The 18,497-nt window shown below is 61.5% G+C and carries 18 protein-coding genes and 1 pseudogene; 5 read left to right on the top strand and 14 right to left on the bottom strand.

All coding sequences use genetic code 11. From position 1 onward, the window contains the following. Nucleotides 1-348: 348 nt before the first annotated feature. The 8 genes from AC1DD7_RS01485 to AC1DD7_RS01450 all read right to left on the bottom strand — a co-directional run bounded on the left by AC1DD7_RS01485 (nt 349) and on the right by AC1DD7_RS01450 (nt 7,529). On the bottom strand, nt 349-783 hold the full coding sequence (locus AC1DD7_RS01485; RefSeq protein ID WP_477513500.1) for a PaaI family thioesterase: 435 nt from the start codon (nt 781-783) through the stop codon (nt 349-351). Nucleotides 784-943: 160 nt separating this feature from the next. Continuing rightward, nucleotides 944-1,261: an acyl-CoA dehydrogenase family protein gene (locus AC1DD7_RS01480; protein ID WP_477513499.1), complete on the bottom strand. Its 318-nt coding sequence runs from the start codon at nt 1,259-1,261 to the stop codon at nt 944-946. A 281-nt stretch (nt 1,262-1,542) separates the two neighbouring features. Then, nucleotides 1,543-3,147 (bottom strand): long-chain-fatty-acid--CoA ligase, encoded by a 1,605-nt coding sequence (locus AC1DD7_RS01475; RefSeq protein WP_477513498.1) that lies wholly within the window; start codon nt 3,145-3,147, stop codon nt 1,543-1,545. 42 nt (nt 3,148-3,189) lie between these two features. Beyond that, entirely contained in the window at nt 3,190-4,386 is a 1,197-nt protein-coding gene (locus tag AC1DD7_RS01470; RefSeq protein WP_477513497.1) for an acetyl-CoA C-acetyltransferase, read from the bottom strand. Between the two features lie 83 nt (nt 4,387-4,469). Beyond that, nucleotides 4,470-5,726 carry an acyl-CoA dehydrogenase family protein gene (locus AC1DD7_RS01465; RefSeq protein WP_477513496.1) on the bottom strand — a complete coding sequence of 419 codons (1,257 nt, stop codon included), beginning with the start codon at nt 5,724-5,726 and terminating at the stop codon, nt 4,470-4,472. A gap of 114 nt (nt 5,727-5,840) precedes the next feature. Then, a complete protein-coding gene (locus AC1DD7_RS01460; RefSeq protein ID WP_477513495.1) occupies nt 5,841-6,530 on the bottom strand; it encodes a TetR/AcrR family transcriptional regulator in 690 nt (229 codons plus the stop codon). Nucleotides 6,531-6,935: 405 nt separating this feature from the next. Then, the gene (locus AC1DD7_RS01455) at nt 6,936-7,160 is read right to left on the bottom strand and encodes a hypothetical protein (RefSeq protein WP_477513494.1); all 225 of its coding nucleotides are present in this window, start codon (nt 7,158-7,160) and stop codon (nt 6,936-6,938) included. A 51-nt stretch (nt 7,161-7,211) separates the two neighbouring features. Continuing rightward, nucleotides 7,212-7,529, bottom strand: coding sequence for a TetR/AcrR family transcriptional regulator (locus tag AC1DD7_RS01450; RefSeq protein ID WP_477513493.1), 318 nt, complete (start codon nt 7,527-7,529; stop codon nt 7,212-7,214). A gap of 155 nt (nt 7,530-7,684) precedes the next feature. Here AC1DD7_RS01450 and AC1DD7_RS01445 point away from each other — a divergent pair, with 155 nt between their 5' ends. From AC1DD7_RS01445 to AC1DD7_RS01435, 3 genes are read left to right on the top strand one after another with little or no spacing between them, the layout of a single operon-like run. After that, a complete protein-coding gene (locus tag AC1DD7_RS01445) occupies nt 7,685-8,902 on the top strand; it encodes a serine hydrolase domain-containing protein (protein ID WP_477513492.1) in 1,218 nt (405 codons plus the stop codon). 53 nt (nt 8,903-8,955) lie between these two features. Further along, nucleotides 8,956-9,732 (top strand): enoyl-CoA hydratase, encoded by a 777-nt coding sequence (locus AC1DD7_RS01440; RefSeq protein WP_477513491.1) that lies wholly within the window; start codon nt 8,956-8,958, stop codon nt 9,730-9,732. Between the two features lie 28 nt (nt 9,733-9,760). Further along, nucleotides 9,761-10,750, top strand: coding sequence for an NAD(P)H-dependent flavin oxidoreductase (locus AC1DD7_RS01435; RefSeq protein WP_441431017.1), 990 nt, complete (start codon nt 9,761-9,763; stop codon nt 10,748-10,750). Nucleotides 10,751-11,151: 401 nt separating this feature from the next. Here the strand turns inward: AC1DD7_RS01435 and AC1DD7_RS01430 are convergent. Together AC1DD7_RS01430 and AC1DD7_RS01425 are read right to left on the bottom strand one after the other, a co-directional pair. After that, nucleotides 11,152-11,394: pseudogene (locus AC1DD7_RS01430) on the bottom strand (Abi family protein); the annotation flags it as partial. A 264-nt stretch (nt 11,395-11,658) separates the two neighbouring features. Continuing rightward, complete coding sequence (locus AC1DD7_RS01425) at nt 11,659-13,029, bottom strand: NAD-dependent succinate-semialdehyde dehydrogenase (protein WP_477513490.1); 1,371 nt, start codon at nt 13,027-13,029, stop codon at nt 11,659-11,661. 190 nt (nt 13,030-13,219) lie between these two features. Between AC1DD7_RS01425 and AC1DD7_RS01420 the strand changes: the two genes are divergently transcribed. Beyond that, complete coding sequence (locus AC1DD7_RS01420) at nt 13,220-13,981, top strand: FadR/GntR family transcriptional regulator (RefSeq protein ID WP_477513489.1); 762 nt, start codon at nt 13,220-13,222, stop codon at nt 13,979-13,981. Beyond that, a complete protein-coding gene (locus AC1DD7_RS01415; RefSeq protein ID WP_477513488.1) occupies nt 13,978-14,688 on the top strand; it encodes a cache domain-containing protein in 711 nt (236 codons plus the stop codon). The genes AC1DD7_RS01420 and AC1DD7_RS01415 overlap by 4 nt, the downstream gene beginning before the upstream one ends. Before the next feature lie 4 nt (nt 14,689-14,692). On the opposite strand, the gene AC1DD7_RS01410 is transcribed toward AC1DD7_RS01415, so the two are convergent. From AC1DD7_RS01410 to AC1DD7_RS01395, 4 genes are read right to left on the bottom strand one after another with little or no spacing between them, the layout of a single operon-like run. After that, complete coding sequence (locus tag AC1DD7_RS01410; RefSeq protein ID WP_477513487.1) at nt 14,693-15,550, bottom strand: gamma-glutamyl-gamma-aminobutyrate hydrolase family protein; 858 nt, start codon at nt 15,548-15,550, stop codon at nt 14,693-14,695. Continuing rightward, entirely contained in the window at nt 15,547-16,353 is an 807-nt protein-coding gene (locus AC1DD7_RS01405; protein ID WP_477513486.1) for a gamma-glutamyl-gamma-aminobutyrate hydrolase family protein, read from the bottom strand. The genes AC1DD7_RS01410 and AC1DD7_RS01405 overlap by 4 nt, the downstream gene beginning before the upstream one ends. Then, nucleotides 16,350-17,066, bottom strand: a complete 717-nt coding sequence (locus AC1DD7_RS01400) for a substrate-binding periplasmic protein (RefSeq protein ID WP_477513485.1) — start codon at nt 17,064-17,066, stop codon at nt 16,350-16,352. Before AC1DD7_RS01400 ends, AC1DD7_RS01405 begins: the two co-directional genes overlap by 4 nt. Continuing rightward, nucleotides 17,063-18,484 (bottom strand): glutamine synthetase family protein, encoded by a 1,422-nt coding sequence (locus AC1DD7_RS01395; protein WP_477513484.1) that lies wholly within the window; start codon nt 18,482-18,484, stop codon nt 17,063-17,065. Before AC1DD7_RS01395 ends, AC1DD7_RS01400 begins: the two co-directional genes overlap by 4 nt. Between the last annotated feature and the right edge of the window lie 13 nt (nt 18,485-18,497).

Genomic DNA, 18,497 nt, shown 5'->3' with positions numbered 1-18,497 from the left:
GTACTGCTTGATCGTGGCATTGCTTATATCCGACAAGCAGGCTCGGGGCGAGCCCTCGGTGATCACCCTGGTCCTGAACCGGCCCGGGGTGGACGGGGCCCTGCCCTCATCAGCCGGCGGCCGAAGACCAGGCCGACCTGGTCCGGGTGGCCGAAACAAGGTTTCCCGGGGATCACGTTCTCCAAGAGCATTCGCCCCGACACCGGACTGTTGAGCATTTGCGTCAAAGAGATCTCCGCCTTCAACACCGAGACGTAGAGGCGACAGATGCACGGGGCTCCTCAATTGCAGTTGATGCGAGGGTCTCTAAATCGGGTTTAGCGTCGTAGCGGGCCGCGCATCAAGGCGTTATGCCCTCGGCTCAACATTCTGCAATCTGAGACGGCCCTGCGCGAGCACTTGACCATCGGCCGCCCGCGAGATCGTGACCTCCCACAACTGCTGGACATTGCCCTGCTGAATCGGCAGTGCGACAACCTCGGCGCGACCCTCCTTGGCGCCCCTGATGAAGTCGGTTGCGTTGTGAACACCGACCGCGATGAGACCCCGGTCCGCGACCGCGGCACTCGCACCGATGCTTGCGGCAGACTCCACTGCTGTCAAGTACACTCCGCCGTGCACAATTCCCCAAGGAGTGTGGTGGTCAGATCCGAGGTCGATCCAACCCGATACCCTGTCTCCTCGCGCCTCGACGATATGGAGTCCGGCAGCGGTGACAAATGCGCTCGACTTGTCCAGTGACAGGCGAGGAGTGGTCTCGTGTGACTTGTCCGTACTATTCATGACACAACTTCTTTCGTCTTGGGTGGGTTGAGGTGGGGGGGAGGAATCAAGAGGTGGCGGCCCGAAGTCCAGGGCCGGAAGGCCGGTACAGCCACCCCCGTATGACAGCTCCATCTTCACTGGGAAATTGAAGTTCGTTCTGTCGACTGTGATCGAATCGTCACGGGTCGGTGGCTTGTTCATCACGCGAACGCCGCCTTACCCGTGAGCGGCGCCCGATAATCAAGGCATTGATCTCGCCGGTCCCTTCGAAGGAGTATTGAGCTTCAGCATCCATGAAATGGCGCATCACCCCGTGCTCGACCACGATCCCATTCCCGCCAACCACTTCGCGGCACAGAACAGCGGCCTCTCGGCACTGGCCAAGGACCACTAGCTTCGCCATCGATGAATGCTCCGACTTCTGCCTGCTCTCGTCGTGCATCCGCGCAACGGACACGGCGAAGGCAGGGCCGATGTAACGTTTCCGCGTGCTCACACCGGCAGGTCCTGGACGAGCTGGAATTCTGCGATTGGTCTGCCGAACTTGTCGACGTTGCAGGGGCACGAGCGGGCCTTCTCATACGCCCCCATGGCGTTTCCGGTTGCAGAGAAGGCGACTTCCAGACGCGACTGGCTCAGGACCCGGGCGGTGTCGGCGAACGAATTCGCATGCTGGAGCCTGAAGGATTCATCGAGCCAGACGTCCTCGAGCTTGACGTCTGCAATCTGAACCGTCCTGAGGGCTGCGGTGCGCCGGCGTCTCGCAATCGGTGTAGCTCATTTCGTCGCCCTTTCCGGAGCCGATGCTGGGGAGTTCAGGTCTTCGGCGTAGTGGGCGGCGAGTTTCCGCTTGAGGATCTTGCCGCTGGGCCCCTGCGGCAGCTCTGTCATCAGTTCGATGATGCGCGGGTACTTGTAGGCAGCTAGCCGGTCCTTGGTGTAGGCGACCAGTTCCTCGGGGGTGACGGTGCTGCCCGGGATCGCAACGATAGCGGCGGCTATTTCCTGGCCGTGCACCTCATGGGGAATGCCGAAGACGGCAACGCTGAGGACCTCCGGGTTCTGGTTCAGGACTTCTTCGACTTCGCGCGGATAGATGTTGTAGCCGTTGCGGATGATCATGTCTTTCTTGCGATCTAGGATGTGCAGGTATCCGTCCTCGTCCTTGATTCCGAGGTCTCCCGTGCGGAACCATCCCTCCACCACCGCCTCGGCTGTGGCCTCTGGTCGGTTCAGGTAGCCCTTGAACAGATTGTGTCCGCGAACCACCAGCTCTCCGAGCTCGCCACGGGGAAGGAAGTTGATAGAGTCGGCGATCTCCGGGCTGGCGATCTCGACGTCCACACCCCATACGGGGGTTCCGACGGTACCCGGTCTCGGTGTTATTCCCACATGGTTAAAGGCGGTCACGGGGGAGGTTTCAGTCAGGCCGTAGCCCTCGTAAATTTCCACTCCGAAGGCCTCGCGGAATTTCTCCAACACGGCCAGCGGCAGCGCCGAGCCGCCGGAGATGGCGTAGCGCAGACCTTGAGGGCGCAGTGGAGCGGCCTTGGCGGCTTCGAGCAGTGCCACGTACATGGTGGGCACGCCAAAGAACACGTTGATCTTGTGTTTGTGCAGCAGTTGCAGGGCGGCGTCCCCGGTGAACCGCGGACACATCACCAAGGTGGCGCCCGCGCGAAAGCCCGCATTGAGCACACACGTCTGGCCGAAGGTGTGGAAGAGCGGCAGGCCGCCGAAGACCATATCGCCCCGGCGGAGGCCGAGAGTCCCGGTCAGCAAAACGTTGACCTGTTCCACGAGCGCGAAATGGGTGCCCAAGGCACCTTTGGGTTTTCCGGTGGTCCCGGAAGTGTACATGATGGTCGCGGTGTCCTGGGGCCTGCGCGGGACGTAGCTTCGGATCGCGGACGCGGCGGCTGCTTCTGCTTCCAGCCGGGCGGGGCCGGCAGCACTCTCGGGTGCCAGAACGCTCAGAATGTCGATACCAGCCGCCAATGCGGCCGCGGCACCCTCCGACAACAGCTGCGCAGCGCAGACCAGCAGTTTTGTGCCGCTGTCGCGCAGCACGTACTCGATCTCGCCTGCCTTCAGCAGTGCGTGGACGGGGACCACAACGCCTCCAAGGGCCAGGACGGCGTAGTAGACGCGAGCGAAATCGGCCCCGTTGGGGATGAGGATGGCGACGGGGTCCCCGGGGCCTACGCCTCGGTCGCGCAGGGCCCCGGCATAGCCTCGGGTCTGGTCCCACATCTGGCCGTAGGTGATCTCGTCGTCTCCGACGACGAGGGCAGTGGAGTCCGGGAAACGGGCTGCCGACTCGGCGAGAATGGCCGCGACGGAGATGCTGCCTAACCCGTCGATCTGGGGGGTGTTGGTCATTGTGGCTGATCCTTTTTGATTGGACGTAGGAAATGCGGTCGGCTATGCCTTGAGGATCAGGGCGTCGCCCTGTCCGCCACCGCCGCAGAGGGCGACGACGCCCGCGCCACCGCCGCGCCGCACAAGTGCCAGCGCCTGGTGAAGGACAAGTCGGGCGCCCGATGCGCTAACGGGATGCCCCAGCGCGATGGCGCCGCCGTCGGTGTTGACACGGTCCGTGTCGACGCCGAGATCCCTGGCGGACTGGATGACCACCGAGGCGAAGGCTTCGTTGATCTCGATCAGATCGAGGTCCTCGGCGTCCAGTCCTTCACGTTTGAGGGCTTGTTCTATGGCCCGTGCTGGTTGGGAATGCAGCGAGCCATCAGGGCCGGCCGTCTGTCCGTGCGCGCCGATCTCGGCGATCCACTCCAGGCCGGCCGCTTCGGCCGCCGCCTTGCTGGCGATGACCAGCGCGGCAGCGCCGTCGGAGAGGGGGGAGGAGGAACCGGCGGTAATGGTCGCCTCTGCACCGGAGGCGAAGGCGGGCTTGAGCTGGGACAGCAACTCCGCCGTCGTTTCCGGTCGGATGCCCTCATCGGTGTCGAGTACGAGAGCTGGTCCTTTGCGCTGGGGGATTTCAATCGGTGCAATTTCCTGGGCCAGAATGCCCGCTGCGCGGGCGGCCTCCGCGCGCTGGTGAGAACGGGCTGCAACTTCGTCCTGTTCGCGGCGGCTGATGCCGCGGCTGACGTTTCCGGAATCGGTGACAGTGCCCATCAGTTCCCCGCTTAGGGGGTCCTGGAGGCCGTCGTGGTTCAGAGAGTCCACTAGGGTCGTGTCTCCGATGGCGACGCCCGCTCGCAGGCCCTTAAGCAGGTGCGGGGCGTTGGTCATGGATTCCTGGCCGGCGGCAACGATGAAATCGGCCTCCCCAGCCCGCACCATACGCGAGGCGTCGATCACGGCGGTGAGGCCCGAGAGGCAGAGCTTGTTCACCGTCACGGTGGGTACATCCCAGCCGATCCCGGCAGCCAGGCTCGACTGTCGGGCGGGTCCCTGACCAGCTCCGGCCTGGATCACCTGGCCGACGATGACGGCATCGACCTGCTCGGCCCGGACGCCGGTGCGTTCCAGCGCGGCGCGGATAGCGTGGGCACCGAGCTCGCTCGCGGAGAGGGGAGCAAGCCCCCCGCGGAACCGTCCGAACGGGGTACGGGCACCGCCGAGGATAACGGGAATGTGTGCGTCTGAGGACATGTGTGGCTGCCTTTCGGGGGCGGAAGATCACAGATTTGGTAGAGGGCACCTTGTTTCATAGGTGCCGGTAATGTGCGCGTCGTTCAGGCGAACGCAGAAATCCCAGTGATGTCGCGGCCGATGATCAGGGCCTGGACTGTCTCGGTGCCTTCATAGGTATGGATCGCCTCGATGTCGGCCATGTGGCGGGCCACACGGTTTTCCAACAGGATGCCGTTGCCGCCGAGCAGGTCCCGGGCGTTGGAGGCAATGGAGCGGGCGGTGCGCGTGCAGGTGAACTTGGCCAGGGAGGCTCGGGCGGGTGTGAGCTGGCCGGCTTCGTCAAGTCGCGTCATCTGCGCAGCCATCAATTGCATCGTCACCAGTTCGCTCTGCATCCGGGCCAATCGTTCTTGGATGATCTGCGAAGCGGCCAGGGGGCGGCCGAACTGCTTTCGCTGTGCCGCATACTGCACTGCCGTTTCGTAGCAGGCGGTTGCGTGCCCCACGGCGGACCAGGCAACGCCGAGGCGGGAGGCCAGGAGCACGCGAGAGGTGTCCTTGAAGCTGCGGGCCAGAGGAAGTTCGTTCTCGGTCGGGACGAAGACGTTCTCCAACCGGATATGAGCCTGCCAGATAGCCCGCAAAGACAGTTTGCCCTCAATCGTGGTTGCCGAGTATCCGGGGGAGTCCTGCGGCACCAGGTAGCCGTGCACCTGACCGTCGTCGGCGCGCGCCCAGACTACAGTGACGCCGCCGATCGAGCCGTTGCCGATCCACTTCTTCTCCCCGTTGAGGATGACTCCACCCCGGGTGGGCGTGGCGGTGGTTTCCAGTCCCACGGAATCCGAGCCGTGTGTCGGTTCGGTCAGCGCGAACGCTCCGTACTCCTCACCTCGGGCCAGCGCTGGCAGCCAGCGGTGCTTCTGCTCGGGCGAGCCGCAGTATGCGACAGATCGCAGGGCCAGACCCCCCTGCACTCCGACCACGGTACCGATCGATCCGTCGCCTCGACTGAGCTCCATCGTCACCAGCCCTGCGGCCATCTTACTCATGGGTTCGAAGCCCTCAACGTCAATCCCGTCCCGGAGCAGGTCCAGATCCCCCAGACGCTTGATCAAATGCAGGGGATAGTCGCTGCGGTTCCAGTAGTCGCTGATTACCGGCAAGATCTCCTCAGTGGCGAAAGTTCGGGCACGGTCCCGAAAGGTCCGCTCCGCCGGGCTGATCGAGCTGAAGACCCCTGCTGGATCGATTTCAACCGCTCCGCTCAGCACATATTCGGGTTCGATCGTTCCCGCCGGGAAAGCGCCTGGCATGTCAGCCAGATCCTTTTCCGCAGGCATTGACTGCGTCGTCATAATTCGGTCCTCGGATCGCCTCGGTTATTGCTCCCAAACACCACGAAAGTGACGGAGCCCGTAGTTATGATCACGTGGACCTGAGTCTCATGTCAAGAGATTGAGTTTCATCAGTTAGGCGAGGGCGCGGGTAACCGCCTCGAGAATGGCCTGCTTGCTCGCACCGGCTTCGTACACGGTGACGATCACCGCATGCGGTCGACCCTGGGACGGAGATCCATAAAGCGCGGGGCGGAAGGTCTCGGCCAGCGCCTTCAACTCATCGGTGAGCCTCCTCCTGACCTCTGCGGTTGGTTCAGCGTCCGGGGAACGCAGCCATTGGCGCAGGAACGCATTGTGGACAGCCACCATTGCAGCCGCCACGGCGACAGCGCCGTAATCCCTGCTCCCACTCACCGGAAGGTTCTCTTGGAGATGCAGGCGCAAGGCTCGCTCGTAACGGTGCGAAGTGACGAGCTCACGGTCCCGAAGGGCTGGCACACGCTGCAGCAGCTGATACCTGGCCAGCGATGTCATGCGGTGACTCACATGCTGATCGAAAACCACAGCCGCAGCATCGGCCACTGCCAGCAGCGGATCCGTGGTGCTGTGCGAGAGGTAGTCGCTGAGGCGGCTGAGGATGCGGTCATGGTCGGCGAATACCATAGCCTCCTTGGACCCGTACTTCCGGAAGAAGGTACTGCGGCTGATACCTGCCGCCTCGGCAAGCTCATCAACCGACGTGACCTCATAGCCCTGCTGGACCAGCAGATCGATTACCGCGGCAATTGGCCGGGTCTGGTCATCACGGGAATCGTTCGCCACTCGCGTGAGTCTAACACCTCCACAAGCGGCGGGCTTGGCACTGCTGCGAATGCGCTCAGCACCCCGCCCACGCCCCTGTCCCCAGTATCTGGTTGGGCCCGCAGGCGCACGTTCGGGGTGGAGGTCGACGATGCTGCCGGTCCTCTGGAGCTCTCGAGGCAGGGGTGGGTTGCCCAGGCGGTGACCGCAGCCTGGTCGATGTCGGGAAGGGTGTTCTGAGCGGCGGTCGCTGTGCGGTGGGTGGTGCGTAGGGGCAGCTGCTCGACGGTCCAGTAGCAGTGGGCCTGGCGCCGGGAGTCTCAGTTGCTGCGAAAATACTGTGGTCGCGCAAGGTCAGAGTGCTGCCCGCCGGGTCAACTCAGCCACAAGTTCGAGCAGCGATCACGGTCAAGCGTGCGGCGACTGTCAGGGCGCCGGATCGAGCACTCGAAGTAGTGCATGCAAGGCAGCATCGACCCGACCGCGATCACCCGTTAGGACCAGATCGAGCTGCAAACCCCGGAATTGGGCGGGCAGCAGAGTCGAGACTGCTATGCAGTCATCCCCGCGGTCAAAGCGACGAAGACTGTCGGCGATGAGCTTGATGCCGTCGTCGACGACGGCCCGGGAGATGTTGTCATCGGAATCCACGCGACTCCTCTCCTGAACTATGTCGAACAGCAAAGCGAACTGGCGCTGTTCTTATGGGTCACAAAGACGCTGCCACACGGCGCGCGCCAGTTCGCTGAGAGACTTCGCAGCCACGAACTCCGGGTCACTGGCAACGGCCCGCTGGAGGTCGACGCGGATCTTGTCGACGACGGCAACCAACAGCGCATCCTTTGTTGAGAAGTGACGGAGCAGCGTTGCATGGGTGACCCCCACTGCGTTGGCGACAGGTCGCAGCCCCAACTTCGCAGTTCCGTGATCGAGCAGATACTCCGCGGCGCCCTCGAGCAATTCCGGGCGACGGTGCTGGTAGCGCAGGGTACGGCCGTCAATTCGCGTGTAATCAGCCATCAGCATCCCTCCTGGAGCTGCTCGAAAAACAGACTCTTGCCGTTCCACCTTGGCGTACCGTATGGTACATGAACCATGTGGTACCCCTAAATGTCTTCCACATGAATGCCCACACCATACCCGGGAGACCTACCCGGCTCCCGAAGAGGAGCATCATGATTCACCGCCGAAAGACAACTGTCGGGTCCTTCATGGCACGCTACATCATCCGGAAAATTTTCATGCGGAAGCCGGCGTCGTTCGCCGACATCGGCTTATTCACCGGTGCTCAACAACATGGCCACCTGATGCGCCTTGACGAGTTGGCGCCAGTCAGCCGGATGCCGGCGTCGAGGATACCGCATCCACTTCACGTGGGTCCGGGAATCGACATTCCAAGGTCCTACAGTTTTGCTGGATCAGTTCGGTCGACTGAGGACTTCCTCGTCGACACGGACACGTCGACGCTTCTCGTGCTCGTCGACGGGGTCGTGCGTTACGAGCGCTACCTGCTCACGGGCGGGCCCCGGGTCAATTGGCTCTCGATGTCCGTTGCCAAGAGCGTCGTCTCGGCGCTGGTGGGCATTGCAGTCGACGAGGGCCACATCAGGAGCATCGACGAACCCATCAGCGACTACGTCCCGGTCGAACCTGGATCGGCATATGACGGTGTTTCCATCCAAAACGTGCTGCACATGTCCTCGGGTGCCCGGTGGAACGAGGACTACAACGACCCCGAGTCGGACATTCACCAAGTGACAGCGGCGATGCTGGGTTCGCGAGGGGGACTCAACGGATTCGTGGCGCGTATGGTCAAGGAGTCCGATCCTGACACAATCTGCCGCTACAACTCCGGGGACACCCAAGTGCTTGGAGCCCTAATCGCGCGAGCAACTGGGCGGAGGGTGTCCGATTATATGACTGAGAAATTGATTGAACCACTCGGCTTCGAGTCGCCGAGCTACTGGGTCACCGACATGCGCGGGACCGAGATGGTCTACGCGGGGCTCAACCTCATCGCCCGGGACTATGCCAAGTTTGGGGAGCTGTACCGCAACAATGGCATCGGGCCAGACGGTCGACGCATCCTTTCGAGCAAGTGGATCGAGGCTTCGACAAGCATCAATTCTCCCGTCCGCACTCCTGGACGTCCGATCGTTGGTGATCACGAGTTCGAACTGGGGTACGGATATCAGTGGTGGATACCAGCCGGGGGCCAAGGCGACTACTGTGCGATAGGCGTGCTCAACCAGCTCATCTACGTGAACCCGTCGAAGGCGGTGACTATCGTCAAGCTCTCGGCGAACCGACAATATGGGACATCGACCGGCGAGGGCACCAATCGAGACCTTGAGAACGTCGAATTCTTGCGAGCCATCGCTGCCGCTGTTTAGCCGCTGCCTAAATGCGGCGAGATTTACACGCTACTACCGGGGAGGCCCACGAGATGAGCAACGAAATCCTCACCGCGTTCACCGAAGGCGTCATGACCGTCCGGATCGATCGACCGAGCAAGAAGAACGCTCTTACCATCGAGATGTACTCTCTTCTCGCCGATGCGCTCGAGGTTGCACAGAACGATCCTGCGGTTCGGGCGGTCTTTCTGCGGGGCCACGAGGAGGTGTTCAGCAGCGGCAACGATCTATCTGATTTCCGAAACACGCCACCTAGCAGCGCTGCTGAGGAGCGTCCGGTTTGGAGATTCCTGCGATTGCTCAGCACAGCTTCGAAGCCGATTGTTGCGGCAGTAACTGGACCGGCCGTCGGCATCGGGACCACGATGCTTCTCCACTGCGATCTGATCTACGCCACGAGCACAGCCCGCCTGCAGCTTCCGTTTGTCAACCTCGCCCTGGTACCGGAGGCGGCGTCGACGCTGTTGCTGCCCGCGGCGTTGGGCCATCAGCGCGCGGCCGAGTTGCTTCTTCTCGGTGAGCCCTTTTCGGCCCGGAAGGCGCAGGTCTACGGCATTATCACCGAGGTGGTCGCGGACGAAGCTGATGTGTTCGAAATCGCGATGGCGGCGGCAATGAAGCTGGCTGCCAAGCCCCCGGCGGCGGTGCGCCTGACAAAGCTCCTGCTGAAGCGGGCAACTGCCGACGCCATTGCTCACCGCATGCAGCTTGAAGGCGCACATTTTGACGAGCGCCTAGCGTCGGCAGAAGTCGCGGAGGCCCTCGCAGCTTTCTTAGAGAAGCGCGCCCCCGACTTTTCACACTTCTAAAACGAGGAACCACTGGAAAGGAAGCTTTATGAAAACCGCAATCACCGAGATGTTCGGGATTGAACACCCAATCATTCAGGGTGGCATGCACTGGGTCGGATTCGCCGAAATGGCTGCGGCCGTCTCGAATGCAGGAGGGCTCGGGATAATTACCGGCCTCACCCAGCGCACCCCTGATGACCTGGCTCGCGAGATCGCACGGTGCCACGAGATGACCGACCGGCCTTTTGGCGTGAACCTCACGTTCCTTCCGATAGTGAACGCGCCCGACTACGCCGGCTACGCTCAGGCAATCATCCGCGGTGGAGTGAAGGTCGTCGAAACGGCTGGGAACAACCCGAAAGAGGTGCTGCCGTACCTGAAAGAAGCCGGCATCAAGGTCATCCATAAGTGCACCTCGGTGCGCCATGCGCTGAGTGCTCAGAAAATCGGCGTTGACGCGCTCAGCATCGATGGGTTTGAGTGCGCTGGACACCCGGGCGAGGACGACATCCCGAACATGATCCTGCTACCCCTGGCGGCGCGGAACTTAGAGATCCCGTTCGTCGCCTCGGGCGGCTTCGGCACCGCCGAGCAAATGGTCGCCGCGCTCGCACTAGGCGCGTCGGGCATCAACATGGGCACTCGCTTCATCGCCACCAAGGAAGCGCCAGTGCATGACAACGTTAAACAGGCGATCGTGCGTGCGAGTGAGCTCGATACTCGGCTGGTTATGCGCCCGCTGGGCAACACCGAACGAGTCATAACAAACGCCGCCGTGGAGCGCCTGCTGGAGAAGGAACGCAAACTCGGGGCGGACATCGTCTTTGAAGATATCGCGCCCGAGGTAGCGGGCGTATATCCGAAGGTCATGCGCGACGGTGAAATGGATGCGGGCGCATGGTCGTGTGGTCTGATCGCCGGTCTGATCGACGACATCCCCAGCGTTCAAGACCTGATCGATCGGATCATGGGGGAGGCCGAGGCGCTGATCCAGGGACGGCTCAGTGACTTTGTCACCAGCGGCAACCTCGTATGAACTTCGCGGGGCGACGCCGGGTGTGGCAAGGTCGACGGCTTCGTTCAGTTCGCGAGAGGCGTCTGCCAAACCAGACGTGTGTAGGCCAAGTTGCGGCGCGCTAACCAGGTTGGCGCGCAGCTTCGGGCCCGCGTCACTCCAAGCCTCCCTCACAACACGACAGGCGTTTGGTCCTTCTGGTGTTGCCGGTTGGAGCACCACGGGTCAGAGCCATTATCGGCAAAGCGAGGCCAATGAGCCCACGTCCCGTCTGCCACAGAGTGCCGAATTGTCATGCACCGGCTTGGGGAACGAACAAGACCTGATCCAAGAAGCATCGTCATGGGGCGGGAGTTTCCGCAGATACTTCCGCTCCCGTACTTTGACTGCCGAGAATGTGAAGTCGGGTTCGAGCAAGTGGGCTAGAAGATCGCTGGCTGTGTCATGTTCGCGAAATGAGAGTGGCTTTTGAACGCGCGGTTGAAAACACGTGAGCCGTGGGCGCACGTGTTTCGAAAGTCCGCCATCATTCGCAGCACGCCACCGAAGCGGCTGGGGTGGGCGAATCCAAACACGCGGGCGACCGAGCGCGCGTCCAGGGTCTGCAAGAGATCGTAGAGGAATGGAAGATTTCCGAAGCTCAATACTTCAGTGACAGCCCAGACGGGTACATCTCCCCCAGGAGCCGTGGGTGCGCACTAAGGTCAACCGCCGGCCATCTGTCGGTTGTCCTCGGGAAAGCCTGCTAGTTGCTGGGACTGCAGATGATCGGGTTGATGCTTACATGGTGTCGCTTCGAAGAGTTGCGGGGCAGCAAGCTTGGCAGCGGCGGGAACCCGTTATCCATGGGCTCCCGCCGCTGCTGACCGATGCCCCTGTCGGCCTTAGGGCTTTACTGAATCCCCGGTCTCTATCTTGGGCGCAGGTCGTTAAGGGGTGCGAATCAGCTTCTTGTTCACGAACTCGTTCATACCGTAACGCGCGAGTTCACGGCCGACTCCGGACCTCTTGACTCCGCCGAATGGAAGGTCGGCCTGGGAATCGGTGTTTCCGTTGATGAACACCATTCCAGTCTCGAGACGATCAGCAACGGCCTTGGCCTTTTCCACATCCTTGCTGAACACCGCGCCACCCAAACCATAGGGGGAATTGTTGGCCAGCTCGACGGCTTCGTCCACGTCAGCGACCTTATACACAACGGCGGCAGGCCCAAAAAGTTCTTCTGAGAAGGCTCGCATGTCCGGGGTTACATCCGCCAGGACTGTGGGCTCGACGAAGGCACCGGGCCCTGGCAGGTGCTTGCCTCCAGTTTTCAACGTGGCTCCCTTGTCCACGGCATCTTGGATCTGCTCGATCAAGTCATCGGCTGCTGCCTGCGTAGACATCGGTCCGAATTTCGTGTCCGGGGACAGCGGATCGCCAGGCTGGATCCGGGACATTTCATCAGTGAATTTCCGAACAAACTCATCGTAAAGATCAGCTACCACAATGAAACGCTTTGCGGCTGTGCAGGCTTGGCCGGCATTACTCATGCGGCCACTGACCGCAGCTTTCACCGTTGCATCCATGTCCTCGGTATCGAGCACAATGAACGGGTCACTGCCTCCAAGTTCGAGAACATATTTCTTGAGGTTGCGGCCGGCCACCTCGGCGACGGCTGCGCCGGCACCCTCACTACCCGTCAAGGAGATACCCTGAACCCGCGGGTCGGCGATAATCTGTGCCACCTGCTCGCGCCGCGCAAACACATTAATGTAGGCAGCTTCGGGAAGGCCTGCATCATGGAAGATTTTCTCCATGGCCAGTGAGGACTGCGGGCAGTTGGCCGAGTGCTTAAGCAGGATTGTATTGCCCAGCATCAAATTGGGGGCCGCGAAGCGGGCAACCTGGTAGTACGGGTAGTTCCAAGGCATAATTCCCAGGAGCACGCCGACCGGGGTCGATCTGACGATGGCCTCACCACCGCCTTTTACACTCAGGTGTTCATCCTGCAAGAAGCCAGGTCCTTCGGCCGCGTAGTAGTCGAAGATGTCCGCAACGAATGAAACTTCACCGCGGGCCTGGGCGAGCGGTTTTCCCATCTCGAGGCTGATGATGCGTGCCAGTTCGTCATTGCGTTCGCGATAAAGCTCGGCGACCCTTGCGATTATCTTTGCGCGGCTTGCTACCGGCGTCTCACGCCACTTAAGAAATTCCTTGTGAGCGCGACTGATTGCGTCACTGATTTCTGCTGAAGTGGCTTCCGGAAAAACCCGGAGTGTCTCGCCAGTAGCGGGGTTAACGGTTTTATAAGCAGTCATTTATTTGCCTTTACCAATCGATTGTCTGTGACGGGCGGTGAAGTTGAGAGATCTCGAACAGGATAAGTCCGAGAAGATATAAGCGATCAATATCCAACACGCTCGGTATGTCTGCTGTGCCGCCCGGGTGGGAATATAGAATCGCATAGAATAGAAAACGGTTTGGTTGATGAAGGAGGCTGACGCGCGCATGGCAGAGCTGGCGGACTTCAGTGCACAGATTTACCGCGCCCTTCCCGAGTTGGACAGGGCCGATGCCATCGTGCAGCGCATCAACACCGCAGTGTCGCTTGGCCTCATCCGTCCCGGTGACCAGCTTCCGGCCGAGCTTGAGCTCGCCGAAATGTTCGGTGTCGCAGTTGCCACGCTCAGAGAGGCTCTGGCCACGCTGAGGGATCTTAATGTTGTTGAGACGCGGAGGGGTCGTTTCGGGGGCACGTTCGTCGTCGGAGCGCCTAGTCCCTCCTTGGACCTGCTGCGCAAACGCATCACTTCTCTGTCCATGGCTGAGCTGCGGGACCTGGGTGACGAACACGCAACCATCGCCGCTGGCGCGATCCGCATGGCGGCCGATCGGGCGGACCCTACGGATCTGGACATGCTTGAGTCTCTGGCTCATGCACTGGAGCGCGCCGATTCCCCTGGCGCCCGTACGCGTGCTGACAGCAGGTTTCATATCGGCATCGCGGTGGTAGCTCAGTCCGAACGGCTCATGACGTCCGAGGTCCGCCTTCAGGGAGAAGTGGGCGAACTGCTGTGGGCGCCTCTCACCAGGGAATTCGATCAGGTCCGCGCGGCTGAGGACCACCTCGCCATCGTTGCGGCCCTGCGCCGGGATGACCGGGAGCTTGCCCAAAAAATTGCGCTCGAGCACATCCGTGCGAATATTTATCATCTGATTGACGTCAAACTAACGCTGACATACGCGACGCATGACAGGGACCAATTATGAACAATGACGCTATCGCACGGGAGTGCGCTAACAAGATCAGCCAATGGTTTGAATCCTTTTACCGCGACCTTGAATCCGCCTCCGATAAAATGAGCGAATCGCTGACGCGGCGAATGGCCGACCGCGCCAAGATTAATCATTCTGACTTGCTTGACCTTCCTGAAATATCGCGTTCGTTCCTGGAAGGACACCATGCCGCCGTTGGCGCCGGCGCCATCTTCGCGGTGGCCAGTGTCAGCAAGGCCCAGGGCGTTCTTGAGTGGTGGCTCCGGGATGACGCCGGCCGGATCAGCAAGCGCGAGTTCGACCTGATTCCTGATACCGATGCCTTCTACGACTACGAGCAGCAGCCCTGGTTCACGATCGCCGCCCGTACCGGCCAGCCCACCCTGGTAGGTCCTTACGTCGACTACCTCGGCATGGGGGAGTACATTCTCACCCTGACGGTGCCGCTGTACATCAACGGTGACTTCGTTGGCGTTACGGGTAGTGATATCAGGGTCAGGGACCTGGAAGGAGTCTTCATTCCGGCCATGCGCGCGGTGCCGGAGGACGCAGCGTTGCTGAACGGTCAGGACCGGGTCGTTGTGAGCAACTCGGGCCGATTCCTGGTGGGGGACCGGGTTAAGGAAGCCCCACCCGGCGCACGCAAGGTCGCGCTGGGAATTCCGGCTCTGGATCTTCATTTCCTGTACCTGACCTCGTAAGCGCTCACACCGGACCGCCTGTGGGCGCCAATGCCTGGTTCTGCATCTTTTCGGCATGACTGCGGGCCTGTTGGACGAATGCTTTGAAGAGCAGCTCCCGGTCCTCGGCGTTTCCGTCGGAGTCCTCCGGGTGCCACTGGACGCCCACAACCCAGGTGTTGTCCTTATGTTCAGTTCCCTCGATGATGCCGTCATCGGCGACTGCGGCGACCCGGAGACGGGGACCTACCTGTTCGACGGCCTGGTGGTGACCCGAGCGGACAGTGATGCGGTCTCTGCCCAGAATGCTGTGAAGGCGGCTTCCCGGCAGGATAGTGACCGGTTCGTCAAGGAACATGCTTTCTCCCTTGCCGCCGCGGTGCAGCTCGTAAGGGTCAAGATCAGGGATGAGTGTCCCCCCGCTGGTGAGATTCAGGAGTTGGGAGCCGCGGCAAATGGCCAGCAGGGGTGCATCGCGGGCCAGCGTCTCGTCGATCAGTTCCATGCAGTATTCGTCGGCGCGGCGTTCCACTCCGTAGAGGTTCGGCACCGGACCGCGGACCCCATACAGGGTGGGATCAACGTCCCCACCGCCGAGGAAGATTACACCACTGGCACCGGCGATGTGCTTGGGGTCTGGCAGGTTGGTGGCGCTGCTGTCCACCAGGACTGCCCTGGCACCCGATTTGAGCAGGGTCTCCAGAGCGGTCCTGGTGAAACGCTTCACGAGCTGGGATACCTCGACGGTCATGTCAGGGAAGTTCAACGAAACTACCACCGCAATGATCGGCGCATTCCCGGGGAGCTCGGCAAATCCATCGGGGATAACATCAGCTGGCTTAATGAGAGCCAAGGTCCTGACGCGGCCATCTCGGCTAGTCATGAGTGAGTGTCTACTTTCTTGTCTGCTGCACGTGGTTCGGCCTTGCCCAGTTTCCTGGTGCGGGCTTCCCGCACGACCCAGTCGAACAGTGCTTGATCGGAGGCCAGGGTTGCCGCGTTGTCTTCTGGATGCCATTGGATGGCGATGATTGGGGCGCTGTCGTGCTCGATTGCCTCAATCACCCCGTCGTCAGCGCGGCCGACGATCCGCAGGCCGCGCCCCAGTTTCGCCACTCCCTGGTGATGATAGGACGAGACCTTGGGCGTGAGGGTGCCAATTGCTGCCGCAGTTCGGGAGCCTTCTGAAATGTCCACGGTGTGCAGACTGTTGACGTGGTCGATCTCCTCCGCATCCAGGTGCTGGGTTAGGGTCCCTTCGCATGCGACGTTCAGCAGTTGGAGGCCTCTGCAGATCGCGAGCGTCGGTATTTCCAGTTCGATGCAGTCCCGGATTACTGCGATTTCGGCGGCGTCCTGCCCTCGGTAGTGGGCTACCCGAGTGGTGTCAGCCGGCACCTCTCCGTAGAGTTCCGGCGACACATCCGCGCCGCCGGGCAGGACCACACCGTCGAGCAACGCGTAGCGGGAGCGACCGTTGTGGTCTTCGCTGGGGAACAGAATTACCGGCTCTCCGCCAGCGCGCAGAATCGACCTCAGGACTTCAACGGCCACTGCGATGCCGTCAAAGCGCAGGCCTTGGACCGTGCCGGACCACATGCCCGGCACGCCAATCAGCGGCCGTGCCTGGTCGTTGGGCTGATGGGTGCCACCAGCTGCTGCAGCGTTGGTTTGCGGCGTTGTCATTGACGTTCCTTTTGAGGTTGGTTCAGTGGGAAGGCCAGATCGGGCATCCATTTCGTCCAGATGGCTTCAAGCCGTCCGTCGGCGATGACTGTCTCCAGAGCATTGTTCAACTGCTGAAGCAGCTCGGAGTTGCCTTTAGCTACCCCGACTCCCCATCGATTCCCAGTCGGTTCCGTGAACGCGATGGCGAAGTCCGGGTCTGCTCCGAGCGGCACGGTGACGACGTCATCGTCCACGACAGCGTCCACGGTTCCTTTGCGCAAGGCATCCAGCATGTCCGCGAAGACGTCATCACTGGCACCGAAGGGGACGGGAAGGATGCCCGGGAAGGTTTCAGCCAAGGCCATATTCGTGCTGTGGGCGATGGCAGCAACTCGGTAGCCGTTGAGATCTTCGGGTGTCCGCGCGGGGTCGTCTTTGCGGACGAGGACGGTCTCATTGAAGATCGCATACGGAATGGTGAAATCAACCTGGGCCTGCCGGTCGGCAGTGATGCCCTGTCCGCACCAGACAGCATCGGCTTCACCCGCCTGGACTTTCGGGATCATCTCGGTCCAGGACGTGATGAGCCAGTCCACCTCACGGCCGATCTCGCCCGCTACGAGGGCTGCGGCCTCTGGCTCGTAACCGGTTCGGTGGACACCGTCGGGGCTGGCATTGAACAGCGGGGGGGCCTCGGAGTCGATGCAGGCCAGTGTCAGTCGGTCGCTCACGGCAGGGTCTCCCAGTACATGCTGCGGTCCCAGTCGGTGACGGCGCCGCAGTAGCGGGCCCACTCGTCATTCTTGAGTGCGGTGTAGATGTCTCCGAGCTCTTCGGGGAGTGCGTTCAGGATGTACGGGTCGGCGCTGAGCGAATCGATGGCGTCACCCAGAGTCAGCGGCAAGGGCTTGAACTTAGGTTCTGCCGAACCACGGATCTGGTCGTCGAGGGGCTTGCCCGGATCGGTCTGTTTGTTGATGCCGTCTTCCATGGCAGCGATCAGCAGGGTGTGGGAAAGGTAGGGGTTGACGCTCGCATCCGGCAGGCGGTACTCCATCCGACCGTTGGAGGAGATGCGTACCATGCACGCCCTGCTGTCCAGGCCCCAGTTGACGGCGCTGGGCGCGAATTGTCCGGCGTCCCAGAACCTCTTGTAGGAGTTGACGGTTGACGCCATGATCGACATGGATCCCGCGGCGTGCTCGAGCATTCCGCCTACCGCGTAGCGGCCGATGTCGCTGAGGTGAAGTTCAACCCGTCCCTCGTCGATCAGGAGATTGGTGCCGTCCCTCCAGAGACTGATGTTGTGGTGGCAGCCGTTACCCATTGATCCGGTGTAGGGCTTGGGCATGAAGCTGGCATGAACACCGAGTTCACGGGCAACCTGCTTGCAGATCTGGCGGTAGGTGACGAGGCGGTCTGCTGTCAGTTCAACACGGTCGTACATCCAGTTCAGCTCAAGCTGGCCGTCGTCCTCGTAGTCACCCTCGATCATGTCGAGCCCCAGGGCCTTTGAGTACGTCACAAGCTTCTTGTAGACCTCCCGCATGCGCTCGAGGTTTTCCACCTGGTAGGCCGGGCTGGAGCCTGGTTTTTTGATAACTTCCATGCCCGGACCGGTCCAGGTCATTTCCGGTTCGCAGCCGGAGCGGACTTCCATGCCCGTGCGTTCGGTGAACGCTGCGTGGGCGCGCTTCAGCAGGCTGCGGGAATCCGTTGCCAGCGGGCGGCCACCGACGTCATTGAGGTGGGGCGGCTCGTATGCGCTGCAGAAAACGCGGGCGACGCTGGTGTCCCACGGAAGGGGTGCGAACGTTTCCGGGTCGGGAAGCCCGACAAATTCCTTCGCTTCGATACCGCCACCGATGAGATTGCCGAACCGGTCGGCCTGAAGATCAGCCAGCGCGGTGCGGTGGAACGCGATGCCCTTTTCAAGGTTGCGTTTGAAGTGGTTCGCAGGCACCATCTTCGCGATGACGCGCGAGCCGATGGTGGGGAGCATGTAGTAGATGTACTCAACACCCGCCTCATTGATCTTGCGCTGCATGTCCTCGATGACGGCGGCGCTGAGGTTCTTTTCCCGGTGAGCGGCGAAGGCATTGCGGTCGCTGACTATGTCAAGGACGGGGCGTTCGGAAAGGGTAGTCATGGTGATCTCGGTC

This window comes from Paenarthrobacter sp. 10L412 (genome assembly GCF_056395565.1).
Note: the sequence above shows the minus strand (reverse complement) of the source record. Positions and strands in the feature narration are given on the sequence as shown.

What these genes read in the sequence shown, in the direction of transcription:
- AC1DD7_RS01395 (WP_477513484.1), bottom strand. Translation starts at nt 18,484, where the DNA reads ATGACTACCCTTTCCGAACGCCCCGTCCTTGACATAGTCAGCGACCGC.
- AC1DD7_RS01470 (WP_477513497.1), bottom strand. Translation starts at nt 4,386, where the DNA reads ATGTCCTCAGACGCACACATTCCCGTTATCCTCGGCGGTGCCCGTACC.
- AC1DD7_RS01465 (WP_477513496.1), bottom strand. Translation starts at nt 5,726, where the DNA reads ATGACGACGCAGTCAATGCCTGCGGAAAAGGATCTGGCTGACATGCCA.
- AC1DD7_RS01440 (WP_477513491.1), top strand. Translation starts at nt 8,956, where the DNA reads ATGAGCAACGAAATCCTCACCGCGTTCACCGAAGGCGTCATGACCGTC.
- AC1DD7_RS01415 (WP_477513488.1), top strand. Translation starts at nt 13,978, where the DNA reads ATGAACAATGACGCTATCGCACGGGAGTGCGCTAACAAGATCAGCCAA.
- AC1DD7_RS01420 (WP_477513489.1), top strand. Translation starts at nt 13,220, where the DNA reads ATGGCAGAGCTGGCGGACTTCAGTGCACAGATTTACCGCGCCCTTCCC.
- AC1DD7_RS01450 (WP_477513493.1), bottom strand. Translation starts at nt 7,529, where the DNA reads ATGGCTGATTACACGCGAATTGACGGCCGTACCCTGCGCTACCAGCAC.
- AC1DD7_RS01425 (WP_477513490.1), bottom strand. Translation starts at nt 13,029, where the DNA reads ATGACTGCTTATAAAACCGTTAACCCCGCTACTGGCGAGACACTCCGG.
- AC1DD7_RS01405 (WP_477513486.1), bottom strand. Translation starts at nt 16,353, where the DNA reads ATGACAACGCCGCAAACCAACGCTGCAGCAGCTGGTGGCACCCATCAG.
- AC1DD7_RS01445 (WP_477513492.1), top strand. Translation starts at nt 7,685, where the DNA reads ATGATTCACCGCCGAAAGACAACTGTCGGGTCCTTCATGGCACGCTAC.
- AC1DD7_RS01435 (WP_441431017.1), top strand. Translation starts at nt 9,761, where the DNA reads ATGAAAACCGCAATCACCGAGATGTTCGGGATTGAACACCCAATCATT.
- AC1DD7_RS01475 (WP_477513498.1), bottom strand. Translation starts at nt 3,147, where the DNA reads ATGACCAACACCCCCCAGATCGACGGGTTAGGCAGCATCTCCGTCGCG.
- AC1DD7_RS01410 (WP_477513487.1), bottom strand. Translation starts at nt 15,550, where the DNA reads ATGACTAGCCGAGATGGCCGCGTCAGGACCTTGGCTCTCATTAAGCCA.
- AC1DD7_RS01485 (WP_477513500.1), bottom strand. Translation starts at nt 783, where the DNA reads ATGAATAGTACGGACAAGTCACACGAGACCACTCCTCGCCTGTCACTG.